At 55.4% G+C, this 23,841-nt stretch carries 21 protein-coding genes; 16 read left to right on the top strand and 5 right to left on the bottom strand.

Annotation, left to right across the window (positions count from 1 at the left end; genetic code table 11):
* The gene (locus MCM46_03210) at positions 1-750 is read left to right on the top strand and encodes an ABC transporter ATP-binding protein (GenBank protein MCG3110814.1); all 750 of its coding nucleotides are present in this window, start codon (positions 1-3) and stop codon (positions 748-750) included.
* Positions 751-820: 70 nt separating this feature from the next.
* The gene (locus tag MCM46_03205; GenBank protein MCG3110813.1) at positions 821-1,321 is read left to right on the top strand and encodes an AAA-associated domain-containing protein; all 501 of its coding nucleotides are present in this window, start codon (positions 821-823) and stop codon (positions 1,319-1,321) included.
* A gap of 93 nt (positions 1,322-1,414) precedes the next feature.
* Here MCM46_03205 and larC read toward each other — a convergent pair whose 3' ends face one another.
* From larC to MCM46_03180, 5 genes are all read right to left on the bottom strand, one after another.
* Positions 1,415-2,599: a nickel pincer cofactor biosynthesis protein LarC gene (gene larC / locus MCM46_03200; GenBank protein ID MCG3110812.1), complete on the bottom strand. Its 1,185-nt coding sequence runs from the start codon at positions 2,597-2,599 to the stop codon at positions 1,415-1,417.
* Between the two features lie 26 nt (positions 2,600-2,625).
* Positions 2,626-3,258: a DUF3047 domain-containing protein gene (locus MCM46_03195; protein MCG3110811.1), complete on the bottom strand. Its 633-nt coding sequence runs from the start codon at positions 3,256-3,258 to the stop codon at positions 2,626-2,628.
* A gap of 77 nt (positions 3,259-3,335) precedes the next feature.
* Positions 3,336-4,091, bottom strand: coding sequence for a nickel pincer cofactor biosynthesis protein LarB (larB, locus tag MCM46_03190; GenBank protein ID MCG3110810.1), 756 nt, complete (start codon positions 4,089-4,091; stop codon positions 3,336-3,338).
* Positions 4,081-5,730, bottom strand: coding sequence for a Na/Pi cotransporter family protein (locus MCM46_03185; protein ID MCG3110809.1), 1,650 nt, complete (start codon positions 5,728-5,730; stop codon positions 4,081-4,083). Before MCM46_03185 ends, larB begins: the two co-directional genes overlap by 11 nt.
* The gene (locus MCM46_03180) at positions 5,727-6,758 is read right to left on the bottom strand and encodes an NAD(P)-dependent glycerol-3-phosphate dehydrogenase (GenBank protein MCG3110808.1); all 1,032 of its coding nucleotides are present in this window, start codon (positions 6,756-6,758) and stop codon (positions 5,727-5,729) included. The genes MCM46_03185 and MCM46_03180 overlap by 4 nt, the downstream gene beginning before the upstream one ends.
* Positions 6,759-6,997: 239 nt before the next feature.
* Here MCM46_03180 and MCM46_03175 point away from each other — a divergent pair, with 239 nt between their 5' ends.
* From MCM46_03175 to MCM46_03110, 14 genes are all read left to right on the top strand, one after another.
* Positions 6,998-7,762 (top strand): prepilin peptidase, encoded by a 765-nt coding sequence (locus MCM46_03175; GenBank protein MCG3110807.1) that lies wholly within the window; start codon positions 6,998-7,000, stop codon positions 7,760-7,762.
* 82 nt (positions 7,763-7,844) lie between these two features.
* Complete coding sequence (locus MCM46_03170; GenBank protein MCG3110806.1) at positions 7,845-9,644, top strand: ATP-binding protein; 1,800 nt, start codon at positions 7,845-7,847, stop codon at positions 9,642-9,644.
* A 13-nt stretch (positions 9,645-9,657) separates the two neighbouring features.
* The gene (locus tag MCM46_03165; protein ID MCG3110805.1) at positions 9,658-11,037 is read left to right on the top strand and encodes a sigma-54 dependent transcriptional regulator; all 1,380 of its coding nucleotides are present in this window, start codon (positions 9,658-9,660) and stop codon (positions 11,035-11,037) included.
* 210 nt (positions 11,038-11,247) lie between these two features.
* Positions 11,248-11,751 carry a prepilin-type N-terminal cleavage/methylation domain-containing protein gene (locus MCM46_03160; GenBank protein MCG3110804.1) on the top strand — a complete coding sequence of 168 codons (504 nt, stop codon included), beginning with the start codon at positions 11,248-11,250 and terminating at the stop codon, positions 11,749-11,751.
* On the top strand, positions 11,738-12,103 hold the full coding sequence (locus MCM46_03155) for a prepilin-type N-terminal cleavage/methylation domain-containing protein (GenBank protein MCG3110803.1): 366 nt from the start codon (positions 11,738-11,740) through the stop codon (positions 12,101-12,103). Before MCM46_03160 ends, MCM46_03155 begins: the two co-directional genes overlap by 14 nt.
* An 11-nt stretch (positions 12,104-12,114) precedes the next feature.
* On the top strand, positions 12,115-12,855 hold the full coding sequence (locus MCM46_03150; protein MCG3110802.1) for a hypothetical protein: 741 nt from the start codon (positions 12,115-12,117) through the stop codon (positions 12,853-12,855).
* A complete protein-coding gene (locus tag MCM46_03145; GenBank protein ID MCG3110801.1) occupies positions 12,856-14,193 on the top strand; it encodes a pilus assembly PilX N-terminal domain-containing protein in 1,338 nt (445 codons plus the stop codon).
* A 180-nt stretch (positions 14,194-14,373) separates the two neighbouring features.
* The gene (locus tag MCM46_03140; GenBank protein MCG3110800.1) at positions 14,374-14,847 is read left to right on the top strand and encodes a GspH/FimT family pseudopilin; all 474 of its coding nucleotides are present in this window, start codon (positions 14,374-14,376) and stop codon (positions 14,845-14,847) included.
* Positions 14,831-15,304 (top strand): prepilin-type N-terminal cleavage/methylation domain-containing protein, encoded by a 474-nt coding sequence (locus MCM46_03135; GenBank protein ID MCG3110799.1) that lies wholly within the window; start codon positions 14,831-14,833, stop codon positions 15,302-15,304. The genes MCM46_03140 and MCM46_03135 overlap by 17 nt, the downstream gene beginning before the upstream one ends.
* A 14-nt stretch (positions 15,305-15,318) precedes the next feature.
* A complete protein-coding gene (locus MCM46_03130) occupies positions 15,319-16,254 on the top strand; it encodes a PilW family protein (GenBank protein MCG3110798.1) in 936 nt (311 codons plus the stop codon).
* Positions 16,238-16,837 (top strand): pilus assembly PilX N-terminal domain-containing protein, encoded by a 600-nt coding sequence (locus tag MCM46_03125; protein MCG3110797.1) that lies wholly within the window; start codon positions 16,238-16,240, stop codon positions 16,835-16,837. Before MCM46_03130 ends, MCM46_03125 begins: the two co-directional genes overlap by 17 nt.
* A gap of 13 nt (positions 16,838-16,850) precedes the next feature.
* Complete coding sequence (locus MCM46_03120; GenBank protein ID MCG3110796.1) at positions 16,851-21,695, top strand: hypothetical protein; 4,845 nt, start codon at positions 16,851-16,853, stop codon at positions 21,693-21,695.
* The gene (locus MCM46_03115; protein MCG3110795.1) at positions 21,692-22,690 is read left to right on the top strand and encodes a cadherin repeat domain-containing protein; all 999 of its coding nucleotides are present in this window, start codon (positions 21,692-21,694) and stop codon (positions 22,688-22,690) included. Before MCM46_03120 ends, MCM46_03115 begins: the two co-directional genes overlap by 4 nt.
* A 134-nt stretch (positions 22,691-22,824) precedes the next feature.
* Positions 22,825-23,808, top strand: coding sequence for a PhoH family protein (locus tag MCM46_03110; protein ID MCG3110794.1), 984 nt, complete (start codon positions 22,825-22,827; stop codon positions 23,806-23,808).
* Positions 23,809-23,841 lie beyond the last annotated feature (33 nt).

The following is a 23,841-nucleotide window of genomic DNA, read 5'->3' as shown; positions in this document are numbered from 1 at the left end:
ATGAAATTGCTCGAAGTAGAAAAGATCTCCAAATCATTTCATCAGAACGGGCTGCCGATGCCGGTTCTGAGAGAAATCTCTTTCAGCGTCAGGGAGGGGGAATTTGTCGCTTTGGTCGGTCCCTCCGGCTCGGGAAAGAGCACCCTCTTGAGAATCATCAACGGCCTGATTCCGCCGACGGAGGGGAGGATCCTCTATCAAGGAAGAGAACTCCGCTCCGTCAATCTCGATTCGGCCATCGTTTTCCAATCGTTTGCGCTTTTTCCCTGGTTGACCGTGTTGGGAAATGTCGAATTGGGCCTCGAAGCGCGCGGGCTTCCGGTTGAGCGGAGGAGAAAAAAGGCGATTCACTTCATCGAGAAGGTCGGTCTCGACGGCTTCGAAGAGGCCTATCCCAGGGAGCTTTCCGGGGGGATGAAACAGCGGGTCGGCATCGCCCGCGCCCTGGCTGTGGAGCCGAAGCTCCTCTGCATGGATGAGCCGTTCTCCGCTCTCGATCCCCTCACCTCGCTGGCGTTGCGGGAGGAGGTCTTGATGTTGTGGGAGGACAAGTCGATGCCGGTCAATACGATTATCATGGTAACCCATATTATTGAAGAGGCGGTCTTCATGGCCGATCGTGTCTTGGTCATGTCGCCCCATCCGGGGACTTTGGTGGCCGATATCCCCATCGATGCGCCCCGTCCTCGCGACCGGAAAGATCCGGTCCTGAGTGAGTTCAGTGACCGGATCTTTTCATTGATGGCATAAACAGCGATCTGTGATCGGTTTTTCTCCAGCCTTCGGAGCCGAGATCAATCGCTTTCTTATAGGAGAAAGTATGGAAGTGGAACCTTTGCCCCACGGTGTTACGTCGAGCAAAGTGATTGGACTGCTGGAATACCTGGATGACCATCACGGGAAGGAAGATATCTATAAACTGGCAGAGGCGATTCATTACGAATTGGGAGAGCTCCTCTCGGTGATCAAGATGGCCGAGATGCTCGGCTTGGTGGAGACCCCGGGGGGAGATGTCGTCATCACCGATTTGGGGAGGAAGATTCTCAAGAGCAAGGTCGCGCAGCGGAAACTGATCATTCGAGAGCAATTGAAGAAGCTGAAGATTTTCCAGCACCTCATCGAGACCTTGCAGAAATCGGAGGAGGGACGTCTCGGCCGGGAGGTTGTTTTAGAAGAGCTTGCCCGTCTTTATCCTCATGAAAATGCCGAGGTGCTCTTTAAGACGATCGTGAATTGGGGGCGGTATGCGGAATTATTGGGGTACAATCCCGACACACAGACCCTCTACCTTGATGAGGAGTCCTTTCCGGCCCCGCCATAGAACGGCTTGTGTCGCCCTCAATGATTTCGGGAGGCGCATCTCATCGTGAGGGTTCTTCCCGCCTTATCTGTAAGTGCAACGCTTGCCATCGCACTACACATCCCGCGTGATCTCTTCCCATAATATTTGTAAGGGCCGGCCGCTTTTTCGGGCGAGCCGGCGGACATCTTCGAATTCGGGCCGTTTCCGAACGACCCGTCCGTTTTGAGAGGCGGTTTTCACGCGGATCGATCCATGAGGGGTCTTCTCCGTTCGGATCTCCCGCTCCAGCTTCTTCCGTCCGACCCGGAGGATCCGGGCTCCCAACGTAGTTGTCTCCGTAAAGAGGGTCTGGAGGAGATTGTGTTGTGCGGAGACGGGACTGAGGAGGGTCAGCAGGATCGCGGGCCGGCTCCGCTTCATAATGATCGGGGTTAAAAAAACATCGAGCGCGCCGGCCTGGAAGAGGGTTTCCATGACATGTTCGTACATCTGCGGATTCATATCGTCGATGTTGGTTTCGATCTGAACGATTTCATCTTCGGAGAGGGGAGACGCTTGAAGGCCGATAAAAAGCCGGAGGAGATTCGGCGTCGTCCGCTCGGCGCTTCCCGCGCCATAGCCGATTTTCTCGACAGTCATTTGGGGAAGAGAAGTAAACGCCGAGGCGAGGGTGGTGATGATCGCCGCGCCGGTCGGTGTGGTCAATTCCCCCCGGAGGCCGGTGGCATAGATCGGCGTCCCGCGAAGGAGGGCCGCGGTGGCCGGGGCGGGGATCGGAAAAAGGCCGGCCCGGGTTTCGACTTCCCCGGTCCCGACGTGGATCGGAGAGGCGATGATCCGATCGATCTTCAGGAGAGAGAGTCCGATCACGGCGCCGGTCACATCGACCAGAGTATCAACCTCGCCGACCTCATGCAGATGGGTCTGATGGCGTTTTCGCCCATGCACCGCCGCTTCGGCTTTGACCATGCGATTGAAGATCCCCAACGACCGATCTTGTATCGGCCGGGAAAGGGCGCTTTTGCGAATCTGGCGCTCGATTTCAGGAAAGGTCGTCAACGGGGGGAGATTTTTCCGGTTGAGGACATCGACTTTTGCGGCCGAGATTCCCCCTCGGCGGACGCGATGAACCTCGATCGCACAGCCGGGAAGTTTTAGCTTGGAGAGTTCTTTCTGAAATGCGTCCAGATCCAATCCGGCGTCGATCATGGCGCCGAGGATCATATCTCCGCTGATCCCGGAGAAACAATCAAAATAGGCGATTCGCATCTGTTCCTTCTCTTTTTTATTCAGCAATCCGAAATCCGCGTTCTGCGATATTCTTATTTGTGGGCAATGAAATCGGCAAAGTCGGCCTCGATGCTTGTCATGATGCCGATTCCATAGGCGTCTTCCGGAGGAAGTTTTCCATCGTGGAGCCGCTTGAAATCCTCCAGAACATTGATCTTCTCGGTGATCCACTCCCCGGCCTGGTCCGCGCCGCTCCGGACGACAATGGTGGAAGCGCCGAAGAACCCGCCTGAGGTTTCCTCTCCGGCCGGCGCCAGGCTGCTCCAGAGATACTTCGTAATCACGGGGATGCCGAAGAAATCGCGATCGAGAGAGACATAAATGGAGGCGCGTCGCTCCTTCTGCGGATCGACCGGGACGTTCTTCATCCGCCACTTCCAGCTCAGAAAGGGATATTCATTCGGGTTCCACTGGATCTTCTTGAAGATCCGGTTGGGGCGGCCGCTGGCCGAGATGTAAAAGCGGTCCCCCTCTTTCTGAATCCGATAAACCTGGGCGGGATCGGGGTTCTCGTTTTGCGCGATCCATCCTTTTGGCAGTCCCTTCTCATCCGGGCCGGAGAAGTCCTCTAGAACGACGGAGGCGGGTCTTTCTTCCGCGAAGCCGTTTATTGAATGAAGGAAGACAAACAGATTAACGATAATGAAGAGAACGCTCCGTTTCATGGCAATCCGATCTCCTTATATAGAATGATTCGGAGCACATCATATCAAAAGCGGGGGAGGATTGCCAAGGTGTCTTGTTACGATTTGCGGTCTTTTAAAATCCGGTGGGCCAAGATCGCGGCGCCGAATCCGTTGTCGATGTTGACAACGGCGAGGCCGGCGGCGCAGGAGTTGAGCATGGTGAGGAGGGGAGCGATCCCGCCGAAGCTTGTTCCGTAGCCGATGCTGGTCGGAACGGCGATGACCGGTTGACCGAAGAGCCCGCCGACGACGCTCGAGAGGGCGCCGTCCATTCCGGCGATCACGATCATCAGATCGCTCTTCTCGATTTTCTCCCGCTGGTCCAGGAGACGGTGGACCCCGGCGACGCCGACGTCGTAAAAGGGGAGGACCCGATAACCGAGCAGTTCCGCGGTGACCTTCGCTTCTTCGGCGACCGGAAGGTCGGCGGTCCCGCCGGTGAGAAGAGCGATCTCCCCCGGCCGCCGCGCGACACGCTTCTTTTTTAGAACGATCGTCCGGGCGACGGGATTGTGCTCGGCCTTCCGGAGCTTCTTGAGGATCTTCCGAGCCAGCGCCGGCTCTACCCGGGTGGCGAGGACCGGAACTTCAGAAGCGTCGAGCTTCTGCAGGATCGTCAGAACCTGTGCCTCGGTTTTGCCGGGGCAGAAGACCACCTCCGGCATCTCTTGCCGGAGAGTTCGATGGTGATCGAGCCGCGCGAATCCCAACGACTCGTAGGGGAGATGGCGTAATCTTTCAAGCGCCTCTTCAATCGGGCGTTTTCCCTCCTGGACCTCTCTCAATAACCTTTCCAGTAAATCACGATTCATGGGCGGCCGGTCCTGTTCCGATGACACTATGGGCGATTGAGGTGATGTGCGATGTAATTCGTTTTAAGTTGGTCAGAATATCCAAGTGGATGGAGCTCGAATCGATCGTCTCGGAGATCCCCTCATGGAGGCGGCGGATATGAGAAGCCGAGAGCTCCCGCTCCCGCTGGCGGATGCGGGTTTTCTCTTTGATGACCTGTTCGGCCATCTCCAGGTCTTGCCGCTCGAAAGCATTGATCGCCATATCGAGATCATCCGAGATCAGCTTGTGAAAGTCGATCAGCTCCCTCAGGCCGACCCCGGAGAAGCGGCGGCCGCTGTAGATCCGTTTTCGCGCCAGCTCAATCAAGTTTTTGTCGATGATGTCACCGATATTTTCGAGGTCCTTCGTCAGATCCAAGATCGCGATCTCCCGGTCGGACTCCTCGTCGGTCAACGCATTTTGCGAAAGCCGGGTTAGGTAGAGTTTGATTTCCCGGTTGAGATGATCGACCACCTCTTCCTGCCGTTCGATCTCTTCGAGGAGCGATTCATCGTTTTCGGTGAAGATGCGGGGAACCTGTTTGAACATCCCCTGAACGAACCCCGCCATCCTCAACGCTTCGCGCGCCGCCTGCTCCAAGGCAAACGAAGGGGTCCCCAAAAGCTGGGGATCGAGGTATTTCGGCTTGGCCGGATCTTCATGAGGGGGCGGAGGACTCACCAGCCATGAGATCCCGCGTGCGAGGGGATCGGTCAGGGGAAGGAAGAGGGCGGCGAGGCCGAGATTAAAAAAGGTGTGGGCGTTTGCGATCTGGCGGGGAAGAGTCGATGCCGTTTCGGTGATCCACGATGCGAACGGAGAGAGAAACGGGTAGATCAACAAGGCGCCGATCAGCTTGGAGAGAACATGGGCCATCGCGACCCGTCTCGCCTCGACCGAAGCGCCGAAGCTGGCGAACCAGGCGGGGGCGGAGGTCCCGATGTTCGCCCCCAAGATAATCGGCAAGGCGCCCTTCAATGTGAGGAGTCCCTCTCCTCCCATCGCCAGGGCGATTCCGAGGGTCGCGGCGCTGCTGTGCAGAAGGGCGGTAATGGCCGCCGCCACGACGATTCCAATCAGGGGAGCGTCCTCCACCGATCGCAACATCTCCTGAACCCAGGGCTGGGACTGGATCGGCCGCATTCCCTGGGTCAGCATGTCGAGCGCCAGAAAGATAAATCCGAATCCTAAAATGGAGATGCCGGCTGATTTGGCTTTTTTCCTTTTTGCCATCGCTTGGATCAGGAAACCGGCGGCGATAATCAGCGGCGAGAGCCGGTGGATCTCAAATGCAATCAACTGGACGGTGAGGGTCGTTCCGATATCGGCCCCGAGGATGATCGGGATTGCCTGGGAGAGGGAGATCAAACCGGCCCGGGTCAATCCCACCAGCAGGATGGTGGTGGCGCTGCTGCTCTGCATGACGGCGGAGAGAAAAGCGCCGAATCCGGTCGCCAAGATTTTATTTCGTGTGACCGAGCTGATAAGCGACCGCAGCCCTTTTCCGGCGAGATCCTGGAGACCGCTTCCCGCCAACTGAAGCCCGTGCAGGAGAATGGCAACCCCTCCCGCGAGGAGAAAGAGGACAAAGAGCGCCGATCCGAAATCCTCCGTCATCGCTTCTCTCTCGTCCGCTTTACCTTCAGCGGGATCTCTCCCCCCCGCGCGATCTTCATCAGATCCATCACCGCCTGTTTGATCGGTTTTCCTTCAAAAAGAATTCGATGAATCTCCCGCACGATCGGCATCTCGACCTTGTATTTCAGCGAGAGGGCATACGCCGACTCGGTCGTATGGACTCCTTCCGCCACCATTTGGGTCTGCTTGAGAATCTGGGGCAAAGGGACCCCTTTCCCGATCTCCTCGCCGACCCTTCGGTTGCGGGAGAGTGCGCCGCTGCAGGTCAGAAAGAGATCACCCATGCCGGAGAGACCATAGAAAGTGTTGATGTCCGCCCCCATGGCGAGACCGAGGCGGGCCATTTCGGAGAGGCCCCGCGTCATCAAGACCGCCTTCGTATTGTATCCGAAGCCGAGCCCGTCGGAGCCGCCGGCGGCCAGGGCGATCACGTTCTTGATCGCCCCCCCGAGCTGGACGCCGATCAGGTCGGCGCTTAAGAAGAGCCGGAAGAAAGGGGTCGAGAAGATATTTTGAACCCGGGCGGCCAGACGGGTGTCGGTGGCGGCCAAGACCACGGCGGTCGGGTGTTCAAGCACCACCTCTTTCGCGAAGCTCGGTCCGGAGAGGACGGCGATCCGATCGGCATTCTTTCTCCGGAGGGCTTCACAGATCACCTCGGAAATCAGCTTCAGGCTTTTCCGCTCGATCCCTTTCGTCGCGCTAATCACCGGGATCTCCGGGGGGAGAAGGGGGCGCATTTGAACCAGGATGTCCCGCGCGACATGGGAAGGGACGGCGAAGAGGACGTATCGGGCCCCTAAAAGGGTCTTCCCCAGATCGGTGCGGGCGGAGAGATTCTTCGGGAGGGAAAACCCGGGGAGGTAGAGGCTGTTTTCATGGCGACGTTGAATCGATTCGACCACCTCTTTTTCATAAACCCAGAGGGAGACCGAATGACCTTTTCGGGCCAGCAGGCCCGCCAGCGCCGTTCCCCAACTTCCTCCGCCGATCACGGCAATATTCATGCGCACTCCGTTACCCTATGCCACTTGTAAATTATCCTATTTCCTTTTCAAACCCTTGTCAAGGAAACGGCTTGAATTTCTGAAGGAAGACCTTCGGCATCGGAGACGATCATCAGAAACGTTCGCACTTGTTTTAGAGGTCTTCGGTATGCTCACTTTCAGGAGGAGAAGCCGATCAACGATCTCTTGCTGGTGTTCGGATCTTGTGTTAGACTTACCGGCAAAAAGGAATGATCTTTATGTTGGAAGCCATTGTTTTTATTCTCGGATTGCTCATCGGCAGTTTTCTCAATGTCTGTATTTATCGCGTGCCGAGGAAAGAATCGATTGTTTTCCCCGCCTCCCACTGCACTTCTTGTGAGCAACCGATCCGGCCTTATGACAACATTCCCCTCTTGAGCTTCCTCTTTTTGAGGGGACGCTGCCGATCCTGCCGGGCGCCGATCTCTTGGCGTTATCCATTGGTGGAATTGGTCCACGGCCTCGGCTACCTCTTTATCCTGCATCAATTCGGTCCCTCTTTCGCCGCAGTCATTTATGCGCTCTTTTTCTCCTCATTAATGGCGGTGACCTTCATCGACCTTTCTCATCAAATTGTACCCGATGTCATCACCCTTCCCGGGATGGTCCTTGGCCTTCTGGCCGCTTCCACCGTGCTTCCGCCGGGCCCGATCAATTCGCTCATCGGCCTTTTTCTGGGCGGAGGCCTCTTTTACCTGGTGGCGGTTTTGTCGATCGCCCTCTTGAAGAAAGAGGGGATGGGGGGAGGCGATATTAAGTTGATTGCGATGATCGGGGCCTTTCTCGGCTGGAAGGGAATGCTCCTGACGATCTTCTTGGCCGCGTTGTCCGGCTCCGTCATCGGCCTGTTCCTGGTTCTCGTTCGAGGGCAGAACCGCGCGGAGCCGATCCCCTTCGGTCCGTTCCTGGCGCTGGGAGCGATGGTCAGCCTTTTCTGGGGGCCGGAGATCCTTCAATGGTATTTACTCCTCGGCCGGACGTAAGGCATCGATCCGGATTGGATGCCTCTGAGTTTTTTCCTCATGTCCGGGCGGAGTTCGTTCGAACGCCTATTTAAGGAGACAGGTGCTCATCCCTACAAGCCGACCGCGTCAAATTCGCTTTTTTGCTTTTCTCTTCTTAGGGCTATTCTTATTATTCCTGGTTCTCTTCGCGAGTTATCGCCTTCTGCAATTTCGCGCTTTTCAATCAGCCCTCGAGGTAAGCGATCAGGAACGGCTGAAGCTTCTCGGGGATTCGGTTCAGCCGGTCTTATTGGGCTCTCTCGATCAGGTCGGGGAAGACCCCGCCTTTCTTTATGATATCGCTGCGGAGAAAAACCTCAAGCGGATCATTCTCGTCGATTCCGACGGCACCCTTCTGGCCGATTCTCATCGTGAGATCAAGACAAAGGAGAAGATTCCTTCGGGGAAGGGGGGCGCCGCCTGGCGGACCGCGCTCGCGGGGGAGATCGTCATGGAGACGGCGGAGGAGGCGTCTGGAGAGTTTGTCGGAAAGATATGGCTTCCGTTGAACGGCCGGGCGGCCCAACTCCTCGTGGCGCTCCCGTCGAGAACCGATCCAAAGGCCCGCCTGCTTCTTTTGTTTATGAATGTGTTTGGAGTGATGGGCGCCGGAATGTTCGGATATTATTTCCTCCGATTGTTCATGGTTCCTTCGCCCTCGTACTTTCATGCCGTTCCTGAAAACCCCGCCACAGAAACGGGATTCGTCATCCACACGTTTCAGGGTCTGATCCAGCAATTAAAACAGAAAGAGCAAGCGCTGGAGCAGTTGAAGGGAAGGGCGGAAGAATACGCAAAAAACGTCGAAAGTTATAATGAAAATATTCTCCAGAGCGTCACCAGCGGTGTCTTGACCTTTAATTGCGAACGGAGAATTACCACGTTTAACGCGACGGCGGGGATGATTCTTCATCTCTCTCCCGAGGAGGTCCTCGGGAAGTCGTACGAAGCGATCTTCGGAGGGGAAGAGAAGATCACCCGGCTGCTCCAGGAGACGGTCGATCTGGGAAAAGAGGTGGCGCGCGAAGAGTGCGAGGTAGAACGATCGGACGGAAGGAAAATTTGGCTGGGGCTGAACACTTCCGTCCTTCGGGACCGAAATAATTCGACGATCGGCGCGACCCTGGTTTTCACCGACTTGACCGAAATGAAGATGTTGCAAGACCAGGTGGAGTTGAAGAAACGGCTGACCGTGATGGGGGAGATGTCGGCTTGGATCGCCCATGAATTTAGGAATTATATGGGGACGATCTTAGGCTTCTCCCGGCTCCTTTCCAAGAAGATCGAACCGAACGACCCGCGCCAAGAGATGATCAAAGCGATCATGGCCGAACTCTCCGCGATGGAGCGGTTGATTACGGAGCTTCTCTCCTACGGCCGGAAGACGGTCATCCATCCGGTGACGACCCCCCTTCCCCCGCTTATCGAGGAGTTGAAAGAGCAGTTTGTTTCATCGGGAAGTTATCCCCATGTCCGGTGGTTTCTTTCATTGAAAGAGGCCCCTGAAATTGCCGTCGATCCGACCCTCATTCGGCAGGCCTTTTCCAATTTAATTCAAAATGCCTTGGAGGCAATGGAAGGGACGGGGGAGATCCATATCCGTATTTCGAATCGGCCGGCGGGGATGCTGGCGGTGAAGATCTCCGATACCGGGCTCGGCATTGCCAAGGAACACATCGATAAAATTTTTCTCCCGTTTTATACCACCAAAGAGAAGGGAACCGGTTTGGGGCTGGCCCTGGTTCATAAAATTATCCTGGCGCATAACGGACAAATATCGGTAGAGAGTACGGAAGGGAGCGGAACCGTTTTTACGATTCACCTGCCCCTTCAGATGTCTCCCCTCAAGATCAACGAGTGATGATGGAGTAATCATGGAGAACATTTTAATCGTCGAAGATCGGGAAAGTCTCGCGCAGATGCTTTCGCAGGCCCTCACAGGGGCTGGCTATCAGGTCGTTTGGGCTAAAGATGGTCGCGAAGGGATCGCCAAAATCAGAGAGGGGAAGATCGACCTTGTCGTGACCGATCTGAAGCTGCCCCATAAAAGCGGCCTTGATGTGCTCCATGCAGTGAAGGAGCAGAACACATTTATTCCGGTCATCGTCATGACCGCCTATGGAAGTATCGAGACGGCGGTCAAGGCGGTGAAAGAAGGGGCGTATGATTTCATCGCCAAGCCGTTTGACCCGGACCATCTTTTGCTCCAAATCGAAAAGGCGTTGGAGAAGCAGCGCTTGGTGACGGAGAATATCATCCTCAAGGAGGACTTTACCAATCAGCTCCGGTTCCCGAAGATTATCGGAAAGACCCCCGCCATGAACCAGGTGGTGGAGCAGATGCGGAAGGTCGCTCCGGGGAAAACGACAGTTCTCATCGGCGGGGAGAGCGGGACGGGGAAAGAACTCTTTGCGCGCGCCATTCACATGTTGAGCCCCCGCCAAGATAAGACCTTTGTCGCGATCAATTGCGCCGCTATTCCGCATGACCTTTTGGAAAGCGAGCTCTTCGGCCATGAGCGAGGAGCGTTCACGGGAGCGGTCGGGAAAAAAATCGGAAAGTTCGAGCTGGCCGATAAGGGAACGATCTTCCTGGACGAGATCGGGGAGATGGACCTGTCGCTTCAGTCCAAGCTGCTGAGGGTCCTGGAAGAAGAGGAGATGATGCGGGTGGGGGGGACCGTCGAAGTGAAGATCGATGTCCGTGTGGTGGCGGCGACGAATCGTGATCTGATGCAGCTGATTCAGCAAAAGACGTTCAGAGAGGATCTCTACTACCGCCTGAATGTTTTTCCGATCGTCATCCCTCCCCTTCGCGACCGCCGCGAGGATATTCCGGCCCTGGTCGATCATTTTATGTCTTATTATTCCAAGGAAATGAAGAAAGAGGTGAAGAAAGTCTCCCCCGAGGCGATGGATCTGTTGATGACCCACCCCTGGACCGGGAATGTCCGAGAACTGCAGAATGCTATTGAGCGGGGGATTATCCTCAGTGACGGGAACGAACTCCTTCCCGAGCACTTCGGTTTGAAGACAAAGCCTCCAGGCGATTTCTCTCTTCGAGATGTCTCGATCGAAGGGACCCTCCAAGAGGTCAGCGAGAATGTAACGCGCCTGGTGGAATCAAAAATGATTCGAAAAGTTTTAAATGAAACCGGCGGGAATAAAACCCGCGCGGCGGAGATCCTGCAGGTGAGCTATAAAACGCTGCTGACGAAGATCAAAGATTACGGTTTGGAGAAAGGAGATGCATGAGATCTTCTGAATCTTTTTAAATACAATCAGCCGGGGGACTGTATCTGTTCAGTCCTCCGGCTCTCCCCTCCTTAAAGACCTTCCTCGACGATTCTCTATCAAAAGCTTTTCATTTTCTTCGATTTATGATACTTAGGTGTCTCCGATTAAGTTGGCACCCTTGTTGCTAATGCTCTTCGAGTATCAGAGAGATCACTCGGAGGGAGCGACATGGTCCACTTATCCCAGAAAGGTTACACCTTGATTGAAACGATGGTGGTGTTGGCGATTACTACCTCTTTATCGGTGGTGGGGGTTGCCTCGTTCTCCAACCAAATTGCGCACAACCATCTGACCGACGCCGGCCGCCAGATCATCTCTGATTTGAGGCTGATTCGTCAGAAGGCGATCGCGGAGGGGATTGCCGGCCCGATTCAGTTCCATCCGGACGGTCGAAAATACAGCGTCCCCGGTGCAGGGGAGCGGACCCTCCCCCCTCAGATCCGGTTCGGTCTCAGAGAGGGGGTCCCACCTCTACCCGATGCCGTCCTTCCCGACGATGGGATCAGCTTTCGGGAGAATACGATTACTTTCCAGCCGAACGGAACGATCATGGGGCTTGGCGGGACGGTCTACCTGACCAACGATTCGGTCCATCATGAAACGGTTGCGGTCTCCGTCGTCACCACCGGGCGGGTCAAAATTCGAAAGTGGAATGGAAATGCGTGGCGCTGAAAAGGACCAGAGCGGCTTCTCGCTCCTTGAGGTTCTCATCGCAATGTCGATCCTGTCGGTCGGGCTGCTCGGCGTGATCGGTTTTTTCGAAGTCGGCTTCAAGGCGCTTCGAGCCGGAAACAGGCAAGGTCTTGCGGCGCAGTTGGCGCAAGAGAAGATGGAAGCGTTTCGCTCCGCCGACCCGTCCCTCCTCTCCGGGGGACAAGATGAACCGGAAGGAATGCCAAGGCGTTGGACGATTGAGCGGAGCGGGAGAGATCCGAGGATCTGGATCGTAGAAGTCCAGGTCGATTGGGGAGACAGCCTGGCGCCGAACCGGACCGTTTTGCTCAAAAGCTTCGTGTTCCATTAACAGGGACAACGATGTACCGAATCTCGCAGAATGAGGAGGGGGCGACCCTGATCGAGCTGTTGTTCTCTTCGATCATTCTCATCGTTGTGACCGCCTCGTTTTATCGATTGCTCCTTGCGTTTTACCAAAACTACCAGAACCAGGAGGAGATCGCGGAGATGCAGCAGCAGGCGCGCGTGGCCGCGGACCTTTTGTCGAGGGAGATCGAGGTGGCCGGATACGATCCGACGGGATCGCTCTTTTTGCCGGAAGGTCTCCCGAACGAAAACAAGCTGACCAAAGCGATGAGCCGGGTCGGTTGTGAACGGAGGGCTCATCCGGCCGAGCGAATTCTGGAGGCGACCCCTGTTGTTTTTCACCTTTTGGCCGACCTGAATGGAAACACCGTCCTTGATGATTCTATTTCCACACTAAAGGATATCGATGAAGATGTCCGTTATGAATGGGTCGGGGCGAGCGGGATCGATTCCTGCGGGATTCGAAAAGCGCCGTTCACCCTCTATAGGGATACGGGAGGGGGCGGAGGGGGGCAGGAGGTCGCCTTTACGATCGATCAATTTAAATTGGTTTATTTTAATGAACAGGGGCGTGCTCTTCCCGAACGGGCGCTGAGTCAAGACGAGCGGACGCGCATTCGAAAAGTGGCGATGACGTTGCGCGCCCGGTCGGAGCGAAGAGATCCGAACAATCCCTCCGGCGAAGGCTTTCGAACGCGCCAAGTCACGTTCGAAGTGCGGCTGAGGAACATGTAGATGGGAAGGCACCTTGCAAAATCTGTGAAGAATGAAAACGGGACGGCGATTTTTGCCGCTCTCATACTCCTGGTCCTCGCCACCGGGCTTGGATTACTTGCGTTCCATGTTTCCACCGGGGAGCTTCAGATCTCCGCCTATGCCGGCCGTGCGCTTGCATCGACCTATCTGGCTGAATCGGGTGTGGAGAAGGTCCTCTCCTGGGTGACCGAACCGGCCCGATCTCCCGATCCGGCGTTTTTTGCCGAACTGCCGACCCGGCGCTGTGCCGGGGAGAGGACCTCTCCCGATTTCCAGCTCTCGGAGGCGCACATGGACGATCACGGAGAAGGCCCCTTTGCCGAGATAAGCGAGCGGGGGAAGATCGTCGATCTGCGTCTCTACAAACCGTCTCATCCGGATGGAATTTGCACAATTCAAAGCGGGGCGGTCGCCGGGAAAGGGGCGGCTAAGGTCGTCCAGGTCGAGATTGCACGAAATCCGATGCCGCCGATCACGGCGGCGATTCAGGGATTCGGCGAGACGGGGGTCTCGGTCCCGGTCTGGGGACACTGGGGGCCGATCCGGTATATCGGAGGGGTTCGATTGGGCCCGCGTCCGGATCGAATTCCGACGATCAATCCGATCCTCTCGCCGCATTCCCATCCTTATAGAGAAGAAGGGTTGAACGAGGATCCGGTCGTGGAGATTCATACTGAAAGGGGGATTACAGGCCCTCCAATCGGCCGGCGTCCCAATGTCTATGAAAACGACAGCGCCGTGCGCCTTGATTCATTCACGCCGAACCAATTAACCGAGATCAAAAATTTCATCAAGAAGCGGGGAGGTTACTACGTTGTCTCCCCGTCGGGCCGACTGGAGCAAAACGGGGCCGACCGGGGAGAATTCGACGAAGTATTCGGGAACCCTGGAGGTGAATATGCTTTGGTATGGATCGACGTTCTTCCCGGGTACAGCCGCTCGGGGCCGATCCGGTTGGGTCGTAAAAACTATAAGGGATATTTTTATTTTTCCGAAGACATTCACATTCAAGAAGAGCGGTCTCAGATCGGAATGACGGTTCAAGCGCATGCGCATCCCTGGTCTGCCTCGCATCCTTTCCCGATTGCGCTCGATCATATCCGCCTTGATGGATTTTTCTTTACGCCGGGTGTGATCGATCTGCAAGGGCCCTTTTCAGCATACGGAGCCGTCTATGCAGGACAAGGATTCACCGGCCCCGGCGCGGAACACTTACAAGTCTGGTATAACAAAGAATTTGCCTCTGCTCATTATCCCAATATGCCCCCGATGGTCCGGCTAAAAGGAACGTGGCGATATATCCCTCCCGGTATGTAACCGATTACATAGTTCCTATCCCAATGGATTCCTATCTTTAAGGCTCATAGCAGGTCCTCAAACAAGATCTCCTTTAAGCAATTCCTCTAAAGTATTGTTTACATTGAAATAGTATAAGTGATACTTATCCGGTATCCTGGTATGGGAGTTGCACATCCTTTCCGCACAAGGAGAATCGGAATGAATCAGAAAGGTTTTAGTTTGCTTGAGATGCTGGTGGCCGTGGCCATCCTCGGTGTCTTGGTCATGATCGCCATTCCCAATTTTCAGGTTTGGGTCGTGAACCAAAGAGCCCGGGGGGATATGGCACAGCTGGAGGGGGATCTTCAGTTTGCAAGGATAACGGCAATCAATCGAAACCAGCCGGTGACGGTGTTATTTGACGCTGCGGCAGGCGAATACACCATTTTTGTCGACACGGACCGCAGCCTGACCCTCACCGGGGCGGAGACGGCTCTTGTTGTGAGAGAGCTCAGCAGCGGGGTGACCTTGTCTCAAGTCAACGTGGCGAGCAATGGGATCCTCTTTAACGGAAGAGGGCTGCGCGGGCTGCCGCTGGCCAACCCGGCGAACGTGGTCCTTCAGAGCAGCCACGGGAAAGAATACCAGGTTAGTGTAACTTTTGTGGGGGATGTCGATGTGGTGCCTTTATAAAAGAAGTCGGAAGATTTTTCGGCGGACGGATGAAAGGGGATTTACCCTTTTGGAAGTGATGATCGCTTCCGTCCTCCTCGGCATCGGTCTGCTGGCGATTGCGACGGGAGAAACCATTTCGGTGACAAACAGCCGTGTCGGCCGCGATGTTTCCGCCGCAACCGCAGCGGCGGAGCGGATCGTGGAGCAGATGCGCCGCAATCGGGACAATCTGGCCAGCTACAACGGTTTTGACACAACCGATTCAACCACGCGGCCGGGCTCGGCGGGGATGCTTCAGACCGATTATGACGACTGGAAGGCGCAGATCGAGCGAGCGGGGCCCTATGGCTTGCCGGGGGGAAGGGGAACCGTCACTGTGGCGGCCGGGCCGATTTCTTCCGTTCAACTGATCACCGTTACGGTCGCCTGGACGAGCACACCGGCGCGGAGCGTTACGATCGAAACGCTTTTGTAGTCAGAGGATCTCTTATGAAAGAAAGAGGATTTACATTGTTGGAGCTGTTGATCGCGATGGCCATTACGATATTCGTCATGGCGGCGGGGTATAGCTTTTTCACGAACTCGTTCAATTTCTCGGTGGTCCACAGCCGGAAAACGGGAATGCAACGTGAAACGCGTGTTGCCATCGATATCCTGAGCCGGGAGGTTCGGATCGCCGGTTTCGGCCTCCTCGACCCTTTGACTGGAGAAAGTCATGCGACGACCGCTGGGTTATCGAGTATTACGCCGAGCAATAATGCCGATGCAGACCCCGAAGGGGTGGCAAGCAGGCTTGACCGGATCACCCTCTGGGGAGGATATCAGTTCGTCGGAACGCTCACCTGCGAGACCCCTCCCTGCACCAACCCGGTGGCCGCTGAGGGGGCCGCTGAGATCTGGGTGACCCCTCTTGCCGGAACGAATCCTACAAGCCCAACCATAAATGGTGGGACGATTACATTAGATGGTTTTTACACTGGCGTGGTGAACGCTGTTACGGATGAAGCAAATGGCTCTTACCGTCTTGGTTTAGCTACGCCATTGAATCGGGATTACACCTCGTCTAATTCCGTCATGTTGCTACAGCAGGTGGCTTACCGGGTTCAGATGAATGGGACGGAGCCGGCGCTCTTTAGAACGGTGAATGGAGGTGCGGCCCAGCTGATCGCGTCCGGTGTAGAAGATTTGCAATTTGCCTATCTGATGAATAATGGAACGATCGTAGACAATCCGGCCGGAGCGGCGACGTTAATCCGGGCAGTACGGATCTCGATGCTGGCAAGGCAGCAGGATACAAGTGCAACGGCGACGATCTCGGCCCGTCCGGCCCTGGAGGATCATGCGGCGGGGACGGCGGCGGATCGGTATCACCGTCGGTGGGTCACGAAAGTGGTGGAGGTCAGGAATCATGGGGTTCTTTATTAATAAGTTTTCCGGTTTGAAAGAAAATAGAGGGGCCGCGTTGATCACGGTCGTCTTGATGATTGTTCTGGTGACCGCGCTTCTGATGATGGCCCTGAACATCAGCGGAATCGAAATGACTCTCTCGGCGACCAATCGACGGACGACCCAAACCTTTCAGGCGGCCGGTGCAGGGGTGGAGATCGCTCCCACGGTGATCAAAGAGATCCTTGAGGACAATGCCCTTCCCACCGGGTATCCGGCCACAATCGTTCTCGACAATACCGCAACGGGCGGGGATGCCGGCGTCGTCGATTTAATCGAGGAACTCGCCACAGGAGGTGGAACGTTGTCCGATGATGCGGCCGCGAGCAATCCAGACTTGACGATCACGGCGCTTGACGGTCAGACGCTCCGGGTTGACATTGACTACGAGGGGCCCGCCACGCTTCCCGGTTCCGAGTTGGACGAATTCTCGATCGGTTATCACAAGAAAACAGGGGGAACAGGGTGCACCACCGGAACCATTTACAACATCAATGTTGTCGCTTCCGGTCCCCTGTCCACGCAGTCGAACGTGGGGTCCGCCTATTTTAATTGCTCATAGGAGTGTTACTGATATGCCGGCGGTGAGGAATGAATTGAAGTTGGACAGCCGGCATGAGGAGGGATGGAACATGAAAAGAATCATCAGCGCGTTTCTCATTGCAGTCGGGGTGGTGGCGTTTAGTACCCCGGCCTCATCTCAGGTCCTGTCCGATTACTCGTCGGTTCCCCCTTTTGTCTCCGCAAGCGTTCCTCCTGGGGTCATGTTCATGATGTCGAAGGATCACAAGCTCTTCTACAAGGCTTACAATGATCTGATCGACCTTGATGAAGACGGTACAATTGATACGACCTATAAAGACACGATCGATTACTACGGCTATTTTGACAGCAACAAGTGTTATGTCTATTCCAGCAGTCGGTTTGAGCCGTCTGCCGCGGCGACGGGGGCGAACTTGCATTACTGCTCCGCCAAATGGAGCGGGAACTTTCTCAACTGGGCTACGATGGCGCGAATCGACATTATACGAAAGGTTCTCTATGGAGGGTATAGGACGGTCGATACGAGCACCACGACCGTCCTGAGCCGAGCGACCCTTCCGCGGGATGCCCACTCTTGGGCGAAGGTCTATACCGGTTCCGACATCGGTGACCTCACCCCTAACGCTTGGACCGCAATTACCTTCTGTAACACGAATACCTCCGGTACCGGCTCGCAGGCGACGAGCTCGTTGGTCATGATCGTGAACGGCGCTTTCCCCTATTCGGCGAGCACGGAGGTGGCCCAGTGTCGTATCCGGGAACAGGCGGCATCACCAACGGCATTGGGTCCGACCTATACGTATAACGTCGATGTTCTGGTTTGCGTTACGTCTTTGCTCGATCCAAACTGCCAGGAATACAAACAAGGCAGTTCGGCGTCCGGGTACAAACCGGTGGGAGTGTTGCAGAAGTTGGGAGTGGATCGAAAGGGGACAGTGGATACCTCCGACGATGTTTCCCAAATGAAATTTGGCCTACTCACAGGTTCCTACGGGGCGAGCAAGGCGGGAGGTGTTCTCCGAAGCAATATGTCCGATATGCTTGCAGAGATCGATAATGCGAACGGAATGATCAAAAGTTCATCGGAAATCATCAAGACGCTCAACGGCTTCAAGGCGACGACGAATTACACTTTCCCAACCGTGAGCAGCAGCAGCCCTTATGGCGTATCCGCGGGGGGGAGCTACACCAGCACCAATATTTGGGGAAATCCGATCGGGGAGATGCTTTATGAAACCATCCGGTATTATCAGGGGCGAAGCGACGATACCTCTCAATTTTATGTGAATGATGCGAACTTTAATGAAGAGACCCAATGGTATGATCCATATGGCACTTGTACCAATTGTGCCAAGTGCCCTTACTGTACGAAGCCGTTTACTTTGATCTTTAGCGATCTAACCCCTTCCTACGATTCGGATCATCTCCCCGGCTCCTACTGGCCGACAACCATCAGCACCAGTGATACGCCCAGTGTACAAACGTTAATTACCAATTCAGGTATTAATACGTTGGATGGGGTCAACCAGGCTTTTGTCGGCCAATATCAGGGAACCGCCGATAATAAATGCACCCCTAAAGGGCCCGCATCAGGTGTTGTCAATTTCGGACAAGTCAGAGGGGTCTGTGTTGAAGAGCCGACGCGACAGGGATCTTTTTACATCGCCGGCCTGGCGCATTACGCGAAGACCACCGATCTGAATGCGATCCAGGGAGATCAGAAGATGACCACCTATGTGGTGGCGGCGGGGTCGAGCGTTCCGACCTTGGAATTCAAGGTGGGTCCGGATCCGGCTACGGCTTTCCCGGTTCAAATTCTTCCGATCTTTCATGACGGCTGTCCGGATACAACTCTGGCCGGATGTACGTCGCTGGGGCAGCATGGCGACAACTCGAAGGGGCAGATCGCCGATTTTCAGTATTGCCAGAACGATGCCGATTGGACGACGGAGCAGGGGAACGGCTATACAGACTGCTTCGACATCCTCTGGGACGATTCCGAGGAGGGGGGCGATTATGACCTTGATACACGCTATCGGATCTACGTCAAAAAGACCAACACGACGATCACGGTGAAGACGAAGGGATTATACGCGAATGCGGGGCATACCGGATTCATGGGTTACATTATCTCGGGTGTCTCCATCTCAGCCTCAGTCACTGCAGATGATATTTATGACCTCCGTTGCGGCGGGTCCTTGGCCGGCGGCACCGACTGCGACCGTGCATCGGATGGGAATGAAACCGCCTCCGTCGAGCGGACCTTTACGGCGGTTAGTTCGTCCTCCGGATTTCTTAAAGATCCCCTCTGGTATGCGGCGAAGTATGGCGGTTTCGAAGACTCGAACGCCAGCGGCACTCCGGATCTTCAGAAAGAATGGGATGAAGACAATGATGGCGTCCCGGACACTTTCTACCGCGCCGACAATCCGCTCCAGCTGGAGGCGAAGCTGACCGAGGCGCTGGCCGACATCCTCTCCAAGTCCTCTTCCGGAACATCGGTTTCGGTGTTGGCCACCTCTTCCGGAGGAGAGGGGGCGATCTATCAAGCCTACTTCTATCCCTCCATCTTCGAGGGAACCGAGGAGATTGCCTGGCTCGGCTATCTTCAGGGGCTTTTCTTCGATGCCGACGGCCAGCTTCGGGAAGATAGCAATCAAGACGGAGCGCTTGTCTTATCGGGTACCAATGCGGACAAGGTGGTGCAGACCTTCTTTGATAGCACCAACCAGGAGACGCGGGTTCGCCGCTACAACGTCGACGCGAACGGAGATCCGACCGGAACCCCCGAGGTGATCACGTTGAGTGAGATGAACCCGATCTGGGAGGCGGGGAAAAAGCTGGCGCAGCGGGACACCTCCACGAACCCCCGGAAAATTTATACCTGGACCGACTCACTCACGTCCCCCGACGGGGTTGTGGATTACGCTGATGGTGAATTTATCGAATTCAATGCCGCAAACGAGGCGACGCTGCGGCCTTACCTCCGGGCTTCGAATTCGACAGAGGGGACCAACATCATCAACTTTATTCGAGGAGAAAAGGTGACGGGATACCGGGCGCGGGAAGTGACCGTGTCGGGAACCGCCGACACAACATGGCGGTTGGGAGACATCGTTTATTCCAGCCCGGTCTCGGTCGGCGGCCCGTCGGAGCGTTTTGATCTCCGCTATCAGGATACCACGTACAATCGATTTTATCAGAAGTATAAAGACCGGCGGCATGTCGTCTATGTGGGAGCCAACGATGGCATGCTCCATGCTTTTAATGCCGGATTCTTCCACAGAGGAGATGATCCCGATACCCCGGATGATGTGGAACATAGTTGGTTTACGCTCACCGACGAGGACGGGAATGGCGGAGAGTTGTTGGGAGAGGAACTCTGGGCATTCATCCCTCAAGAACTGCTTCCCCATCTGAAGTGGCTGACCGGAACAGACTATGATCGGAACAAGCATGTCTACTTTGTCGATGGGAGCCCCCGAATCGCGGACGTGCAGATTTATACACAAGAAGCGGCATGCGCCACGGATATCAACGACCCCACCTGCGTTCATCCGGGGGGGTGGGCGACAATCCTCATCGGAAGCATGCGGCTGGGAGGAGGGGTACTCAAGGTCGATCTGAATGGAGATGGAGACACGACCGATGCAGGCGAGAATCGGTTCCGCTCCGCCTATTTTGCTTTGGATATCACCGATCCGGAGGCGACCCCGACGCTCCTTTGGGTTTACAAAGAAGGAGACATGGGCTTTACCGGCAGTTGGCCGGCAGTCATTCGGATGGATAATTCGGGCACCCCGGTCTGGTACGCGGCCTTCGGATCGGGTCCGACCACGTACAGAGGAGAGCGGGCTACCAGCGGATCGACAAACAAATTTGAGACGACCATCAGCGATAAAGGCTGGATTTATATCGTCAACTTGAAGACCGGTGCATTGGTCAAAAAAATTCAGGCGGACGGTTCGTCGGCCGATACGAATGCATTCATGGGAGATCCCTCATCCTTTGATCTTCCGCGCGATTACGATACCGATGTTCTCTACATCGGGAAGACCTACTATTCAAGCGGGTGGAAAGGAAAGGTCTACCGCCTTGTCATGAAATCGGCCGACTTTTCATCCTATGATTTAAACGTCTTGTATAATCCGGGACAGCCGGTCCTATCCAAGCCGACGGCGACGATGGATAACAACAACCGGCTCTGGATCTTTTTTGGCACCGGCCGATATTTCAGCACCGGGACGTCGAGCGATCAAACCGACACCAGCAATCATGGGCTTTACGGAATCAAGGAAAGCGGAACAAATGGGTGTTGGGACGGAAGTGATTGGGAGCCATCTTGTCCCACCACCGCGGTGCCGTCGACCGATCTCTTCGATGCAACCAGCGCGTCCATTTCCGTCGGAGGCGCGTGTGCGTCCTGCGGTAGCGCGACGACCTTGACAAGTTTGGTGACTGCGATGGCATCAAAGCAGGGATGGTATATCACCCTCACAGGAGGGGAAAGGGTGCTCCATGAAGCGACCATCCTGGGAGGGATCGTCGCGGCGACCACCTTTAAGCCGAACGCGACAGATGTCTGTTCGGTCCAGGGGACAAACGCCCTCTATGCGATGTATTTCCAAACAGGAACCGCTTTTACCGGCTCGACGGCGACCAGCATCATCGGTTTAGAGTCGGACGGCACCACCGTTAAACGGAAATTAGACCTGGGGACGGGGGTTGCATCCAAGGTGAACGTCGTCGTCAGCGACAATACGATTACCGGGTTCGTCCAGAGTAGCACGGGAGAGATTCTACAGATCAATGATATCAAGACCAGTAGCTCCGTCCGGCAGGGGACAAAGGTCTTTAAGGAGATATCGGCAGAATGAGCCCGGAGAGAAGTCAGCAAGGGAAGATAGGGGTGATGAAGGGTAAAGTGCGTCTGGCAATGATGGGAGGACTCTTGCTCCTGCTTCTCTTCTTCGTTCTACCAAGAGGAGGAGAAAACGCTTCCGTAAGCAAAAAGGATCTTCCGATAAACGAGGAGAGGGAGGAGGCCGCCGGGGCGTCGAATTTGATTGCCCTCTCAAGACTCGGAAAGATTCGGGTTTTCCCCGCCGAGCCCGACCTTGGTTCGGTTCTACAAGCGGAGATCACAAGCGAGCACGCGAGTCAAGAAGAGGTCTTGTATCGCTACCTCTGGCGGGTGAATGGAAAAGAGGTAAGCGATCAGCCGGTTCTTCCGTTAGCGGGGTTTCGGCAAGGAGACCTTGTTGAAGTGGAGGTTGTTCCCACAAGCGGAACCAGTGTTGGAGTTCCTGTCCGTAGTATGCCTGTTCGAATCGGCAACCGTCCGCCAAAGTTAACGGCCCTCAAACTGGTTCCGGACGCACCGACCGTAGGCGAGCCGGTCCGGGTCGCAGCAGAATCGTTCGACGCCGATGGGAACTTTGTCGAGTATCGCTATCAATGGTATGTGAACAACAAACTCGTCGACGGAGATCAGGGGGAGGCTTTGGATGGGAAGCTGTTCCGAAGCGGAGATACAATTTATGCCGTTGTGACTCCGGCCGACAGCTCGGAGGGGGAGGCCCGGATCAGCAAGCCGATCCTTGTCGCGAATCGATCTCCGAAAATTTCTTCGATACCGCCGGAAGAAATAAAGGAGGGGCAATATGTTTATCAAGTGTCTGCGAACGACCCTGATGACGACCCGCTTCGTTTTCAACTCGTCGAAGGCCCTCCCGGAATGACCCTCGATCCGGCCTCGGGACTTTTGACCTGGAAACCGGATACTCTCGACAAAAGGGTCAATGCCGTGATTGAGGTGGACGATGCAAAGGGAGGAAAAGCGATTCAACGATTGATCATCGGAGGACGCTGAAGCGCGCCGTCGGCGTCGCACGACACGCTTTTGTCTTGGCTTTGATCGATTAAGGGCTTTTCCTTGTAATTTGAAGATTGGGTTGTTATAATGACATTGTCTTTGCCGTTATTATTTTAGAGAAGTTTTATTCGTTGAAAAAAAACCTGATCGGAAAAGTTAATTTACAAGAAGGAACCGATACCTCGGCCCTCTACGGAAGCTACGATCGCCATATCAAGATGATTGAGCAGGCCTTCAACGTTCGAATGACGGCGAGAGGGGAAGAGGTTACGATCGAAGGGGAGCCAGAGCAGGTTCAACAGGTTGAGAAGGTCATCGCCGATCTCGCGAATCTTTCCAGAGACGGGTTCCGGGTCACGGCGGAAGATGTCAACTACGCCATCCAATCTTCCCAACAAAACGCCCCCGCTTCCGTCCGGGAAATTTATCAAGACGCCATTCCGGTTTTCGGGAAAAAGAAGCTCATCGCCCCGAAATCACCCTCCCAAAAAGAGTATATCGAAAGCATCCGAAAGCACGATATCGTGGTCGGGATCGGTCCGGCGGGGACGGGAAAAACGTATCTCGCCATGGCAATGGCAGTCTCCTCTTTCCTCAAGAAAGAGGTGAGCCGGATCATCTTGGCGCGTCCGGCGGTCGAAGCGGGTGAAAAGCTCGGGTTTCTTCCGGGGGATCTGGTTGAAAAGGTGAACCCTTATCTGCGGCCCCTTTATGACGCCCTCTACGACATGATGGAGGTCGATCGCGCCACGCGCCTCCTGGAGCGGGGGGATATCGAAATTGCCCCGCTTGCCTTCATGCGCGGGCGGACCCTCAACGACTCGTTTATCATCCTCGATGAGGCCCAGAACGCCACGTCGGAGCAGATGAAGATGTTTCTGACGCGTCTCGGGTTCCGGTCGAAAGCGGTCGTCACGGGAGATATTACGCAGGTCGACCTCCCGGTCGAACGGACCTCCGGGCTGATCGAAATCCAGGGGATTTTAGAAGGGGTCTCCGCGATCAAGTTCGTTTATTTCAGCGAGCGCGATGTCATCCGGCACCGTCTGGTCCAGGAGATTGTGAAAGCGTACGAGCGGTATGAGGGAAAGGTGGGGAAATCAAAGAAAAAATAGCATTCCTCCATGATCACGCCAAATGACCTCACT

It is taken from the genome of Candidatus Manganitrophus morganii (assembly GCA_021651055.1).
Classification (GTDB): domain Bacteria; phylum Nitrospirota; class Nitrospiria; order SBBL01; family Manganitrophaceae; genus Manganitrophus; species Manganitrophus morganii.
The sequence above is the reverse complement of the archived record's forward strand: the minus strand, read 5'-3'. Positions and strand labels throughout refer to the sequence as shown.

Bases quoted from the DNA above. Each gene is read 5' to 3' on its own strand.
- MCM46_03210 (MCG3110814.1), top strand. From the start codon at position 1: ATGAAATTGCTCGAAGTAGAAAAGATCTCCAAATCATTTCATCAGAAC.
- MCM46_03205 (MCG3110813.1), top strand. From the start codon at position 821: ATGGAAGTGGAACCTTTGCCCCACGGTGTTACGTCGAGCAAAGTGATT.
- MCM46_03195 (MCG3110811.1), bottom strand. From the start codon at position 3,258: ATGAAACGGAGCGTTCTCTTCATTATCGTTAATCTGTTTGTCTTCCTT.
- larB (MCG3110810.1), bottom strand. From the start codon at position 4,091: ATGAATCGTGATTTACTGGAAAGGTTATTGAGAGAGGTCCAGGAGGGA.
- MCM46_03185 (MCG3110809.1), bottom strand. From the start codon at position 5,730: ATGACGGAGGATTTCGGATCGGCGCTCTTTGTCCTCTTTCTCCTCGCG.
- MCM46_03180 (MCG3110808.1), bottom strand. From the start codon at position 6,758: ATGAATATTGCCGTGATCGGCGGAGGAAGTTGGGGAACGGCGCTGGCG.
- MCM46_03175 (MCG3110807.1), top strand. From the start codon at position 6,998: ATGTTGGAAGCCATTGTTTTTATTCTCGGATTGCTCATCGGCAGTTTT.
- MCM46_03165 (MCG3110805.1), top strand. From the start codon at position 9,658: ATGGAGAACATTTTAATCGTCGAAGATCGGGAAAGTCTCGCGCAGATG.
- MCM46_03160 (MCG3110804.1), top strand. From the start codon at position 11,248: ATGGTCCACTTATCCCAGAAAGGTTACACCTTGATTGAAACGATGGTG.
- MCM46_03155 (MCG3110803.1), top strand. From the start codon at position 11,738: ATGCGTGGCGCTGAAAAGGACCAGAGCGGCTTCTCGCTCCTTGAGGTT.
- MCM46_03150 (MCG3110802.1), top strand. From the start codon at position 12,115: ATGTACCGAATCTCGCAGAATGAGGAGGGGGCGACCCTGATCGAGCTG.
- MCM46_03145 (MCG3110801.1), top strand. From the start codon at position 12,856: ATGGGAAGGCACCTTGCAAAATCTGTGAAGAATGAAAACGGGACGGCG.
- MCM46_03140 (MCG3110800.1), top strand. From the start codon at position 14,374: ATGAATCAGAAAGGTTTTAGTTTGCTTGAGATGCTGGTGGCCGTGGCC.
- MCM46_03135 (MCG3110799.1), top strand. From the start codon at position 14,831: ATGTGGTGCCTTTATAAAAGAAGTCGGAAGATTTTTCGGCGGACGGAT.
- MCM46_03130 (MCG3110798.1), top strand. From the start codon at position 15,319: ATGAAAGAAAGAGGATTTACATTGTTGGAGCTGTTGATCGCGATGGCC.
- MCM46_03125 (MCG3110797.1), top strand. From the start codon at position 16,238: ATGGGGTTCTTTATTAATAAGTTTTCCGGTTTGAAAGAAAATAGAGGG.
- MCM46_03120 (MCG3110796.1), top strand. From the start codon at position 16,851: ATGCCGGCGGTGAGGAATGAATTGAAGTTGGACAGCCGGCATGAGGAG.
- MCM46_03115 (MCG3110795.1), top strand. From the start codon at position 21,692: ATGAGCCCGGAGAGAAGTCAGCAAGGGAAGATAGGGGTGATGAAGGGT.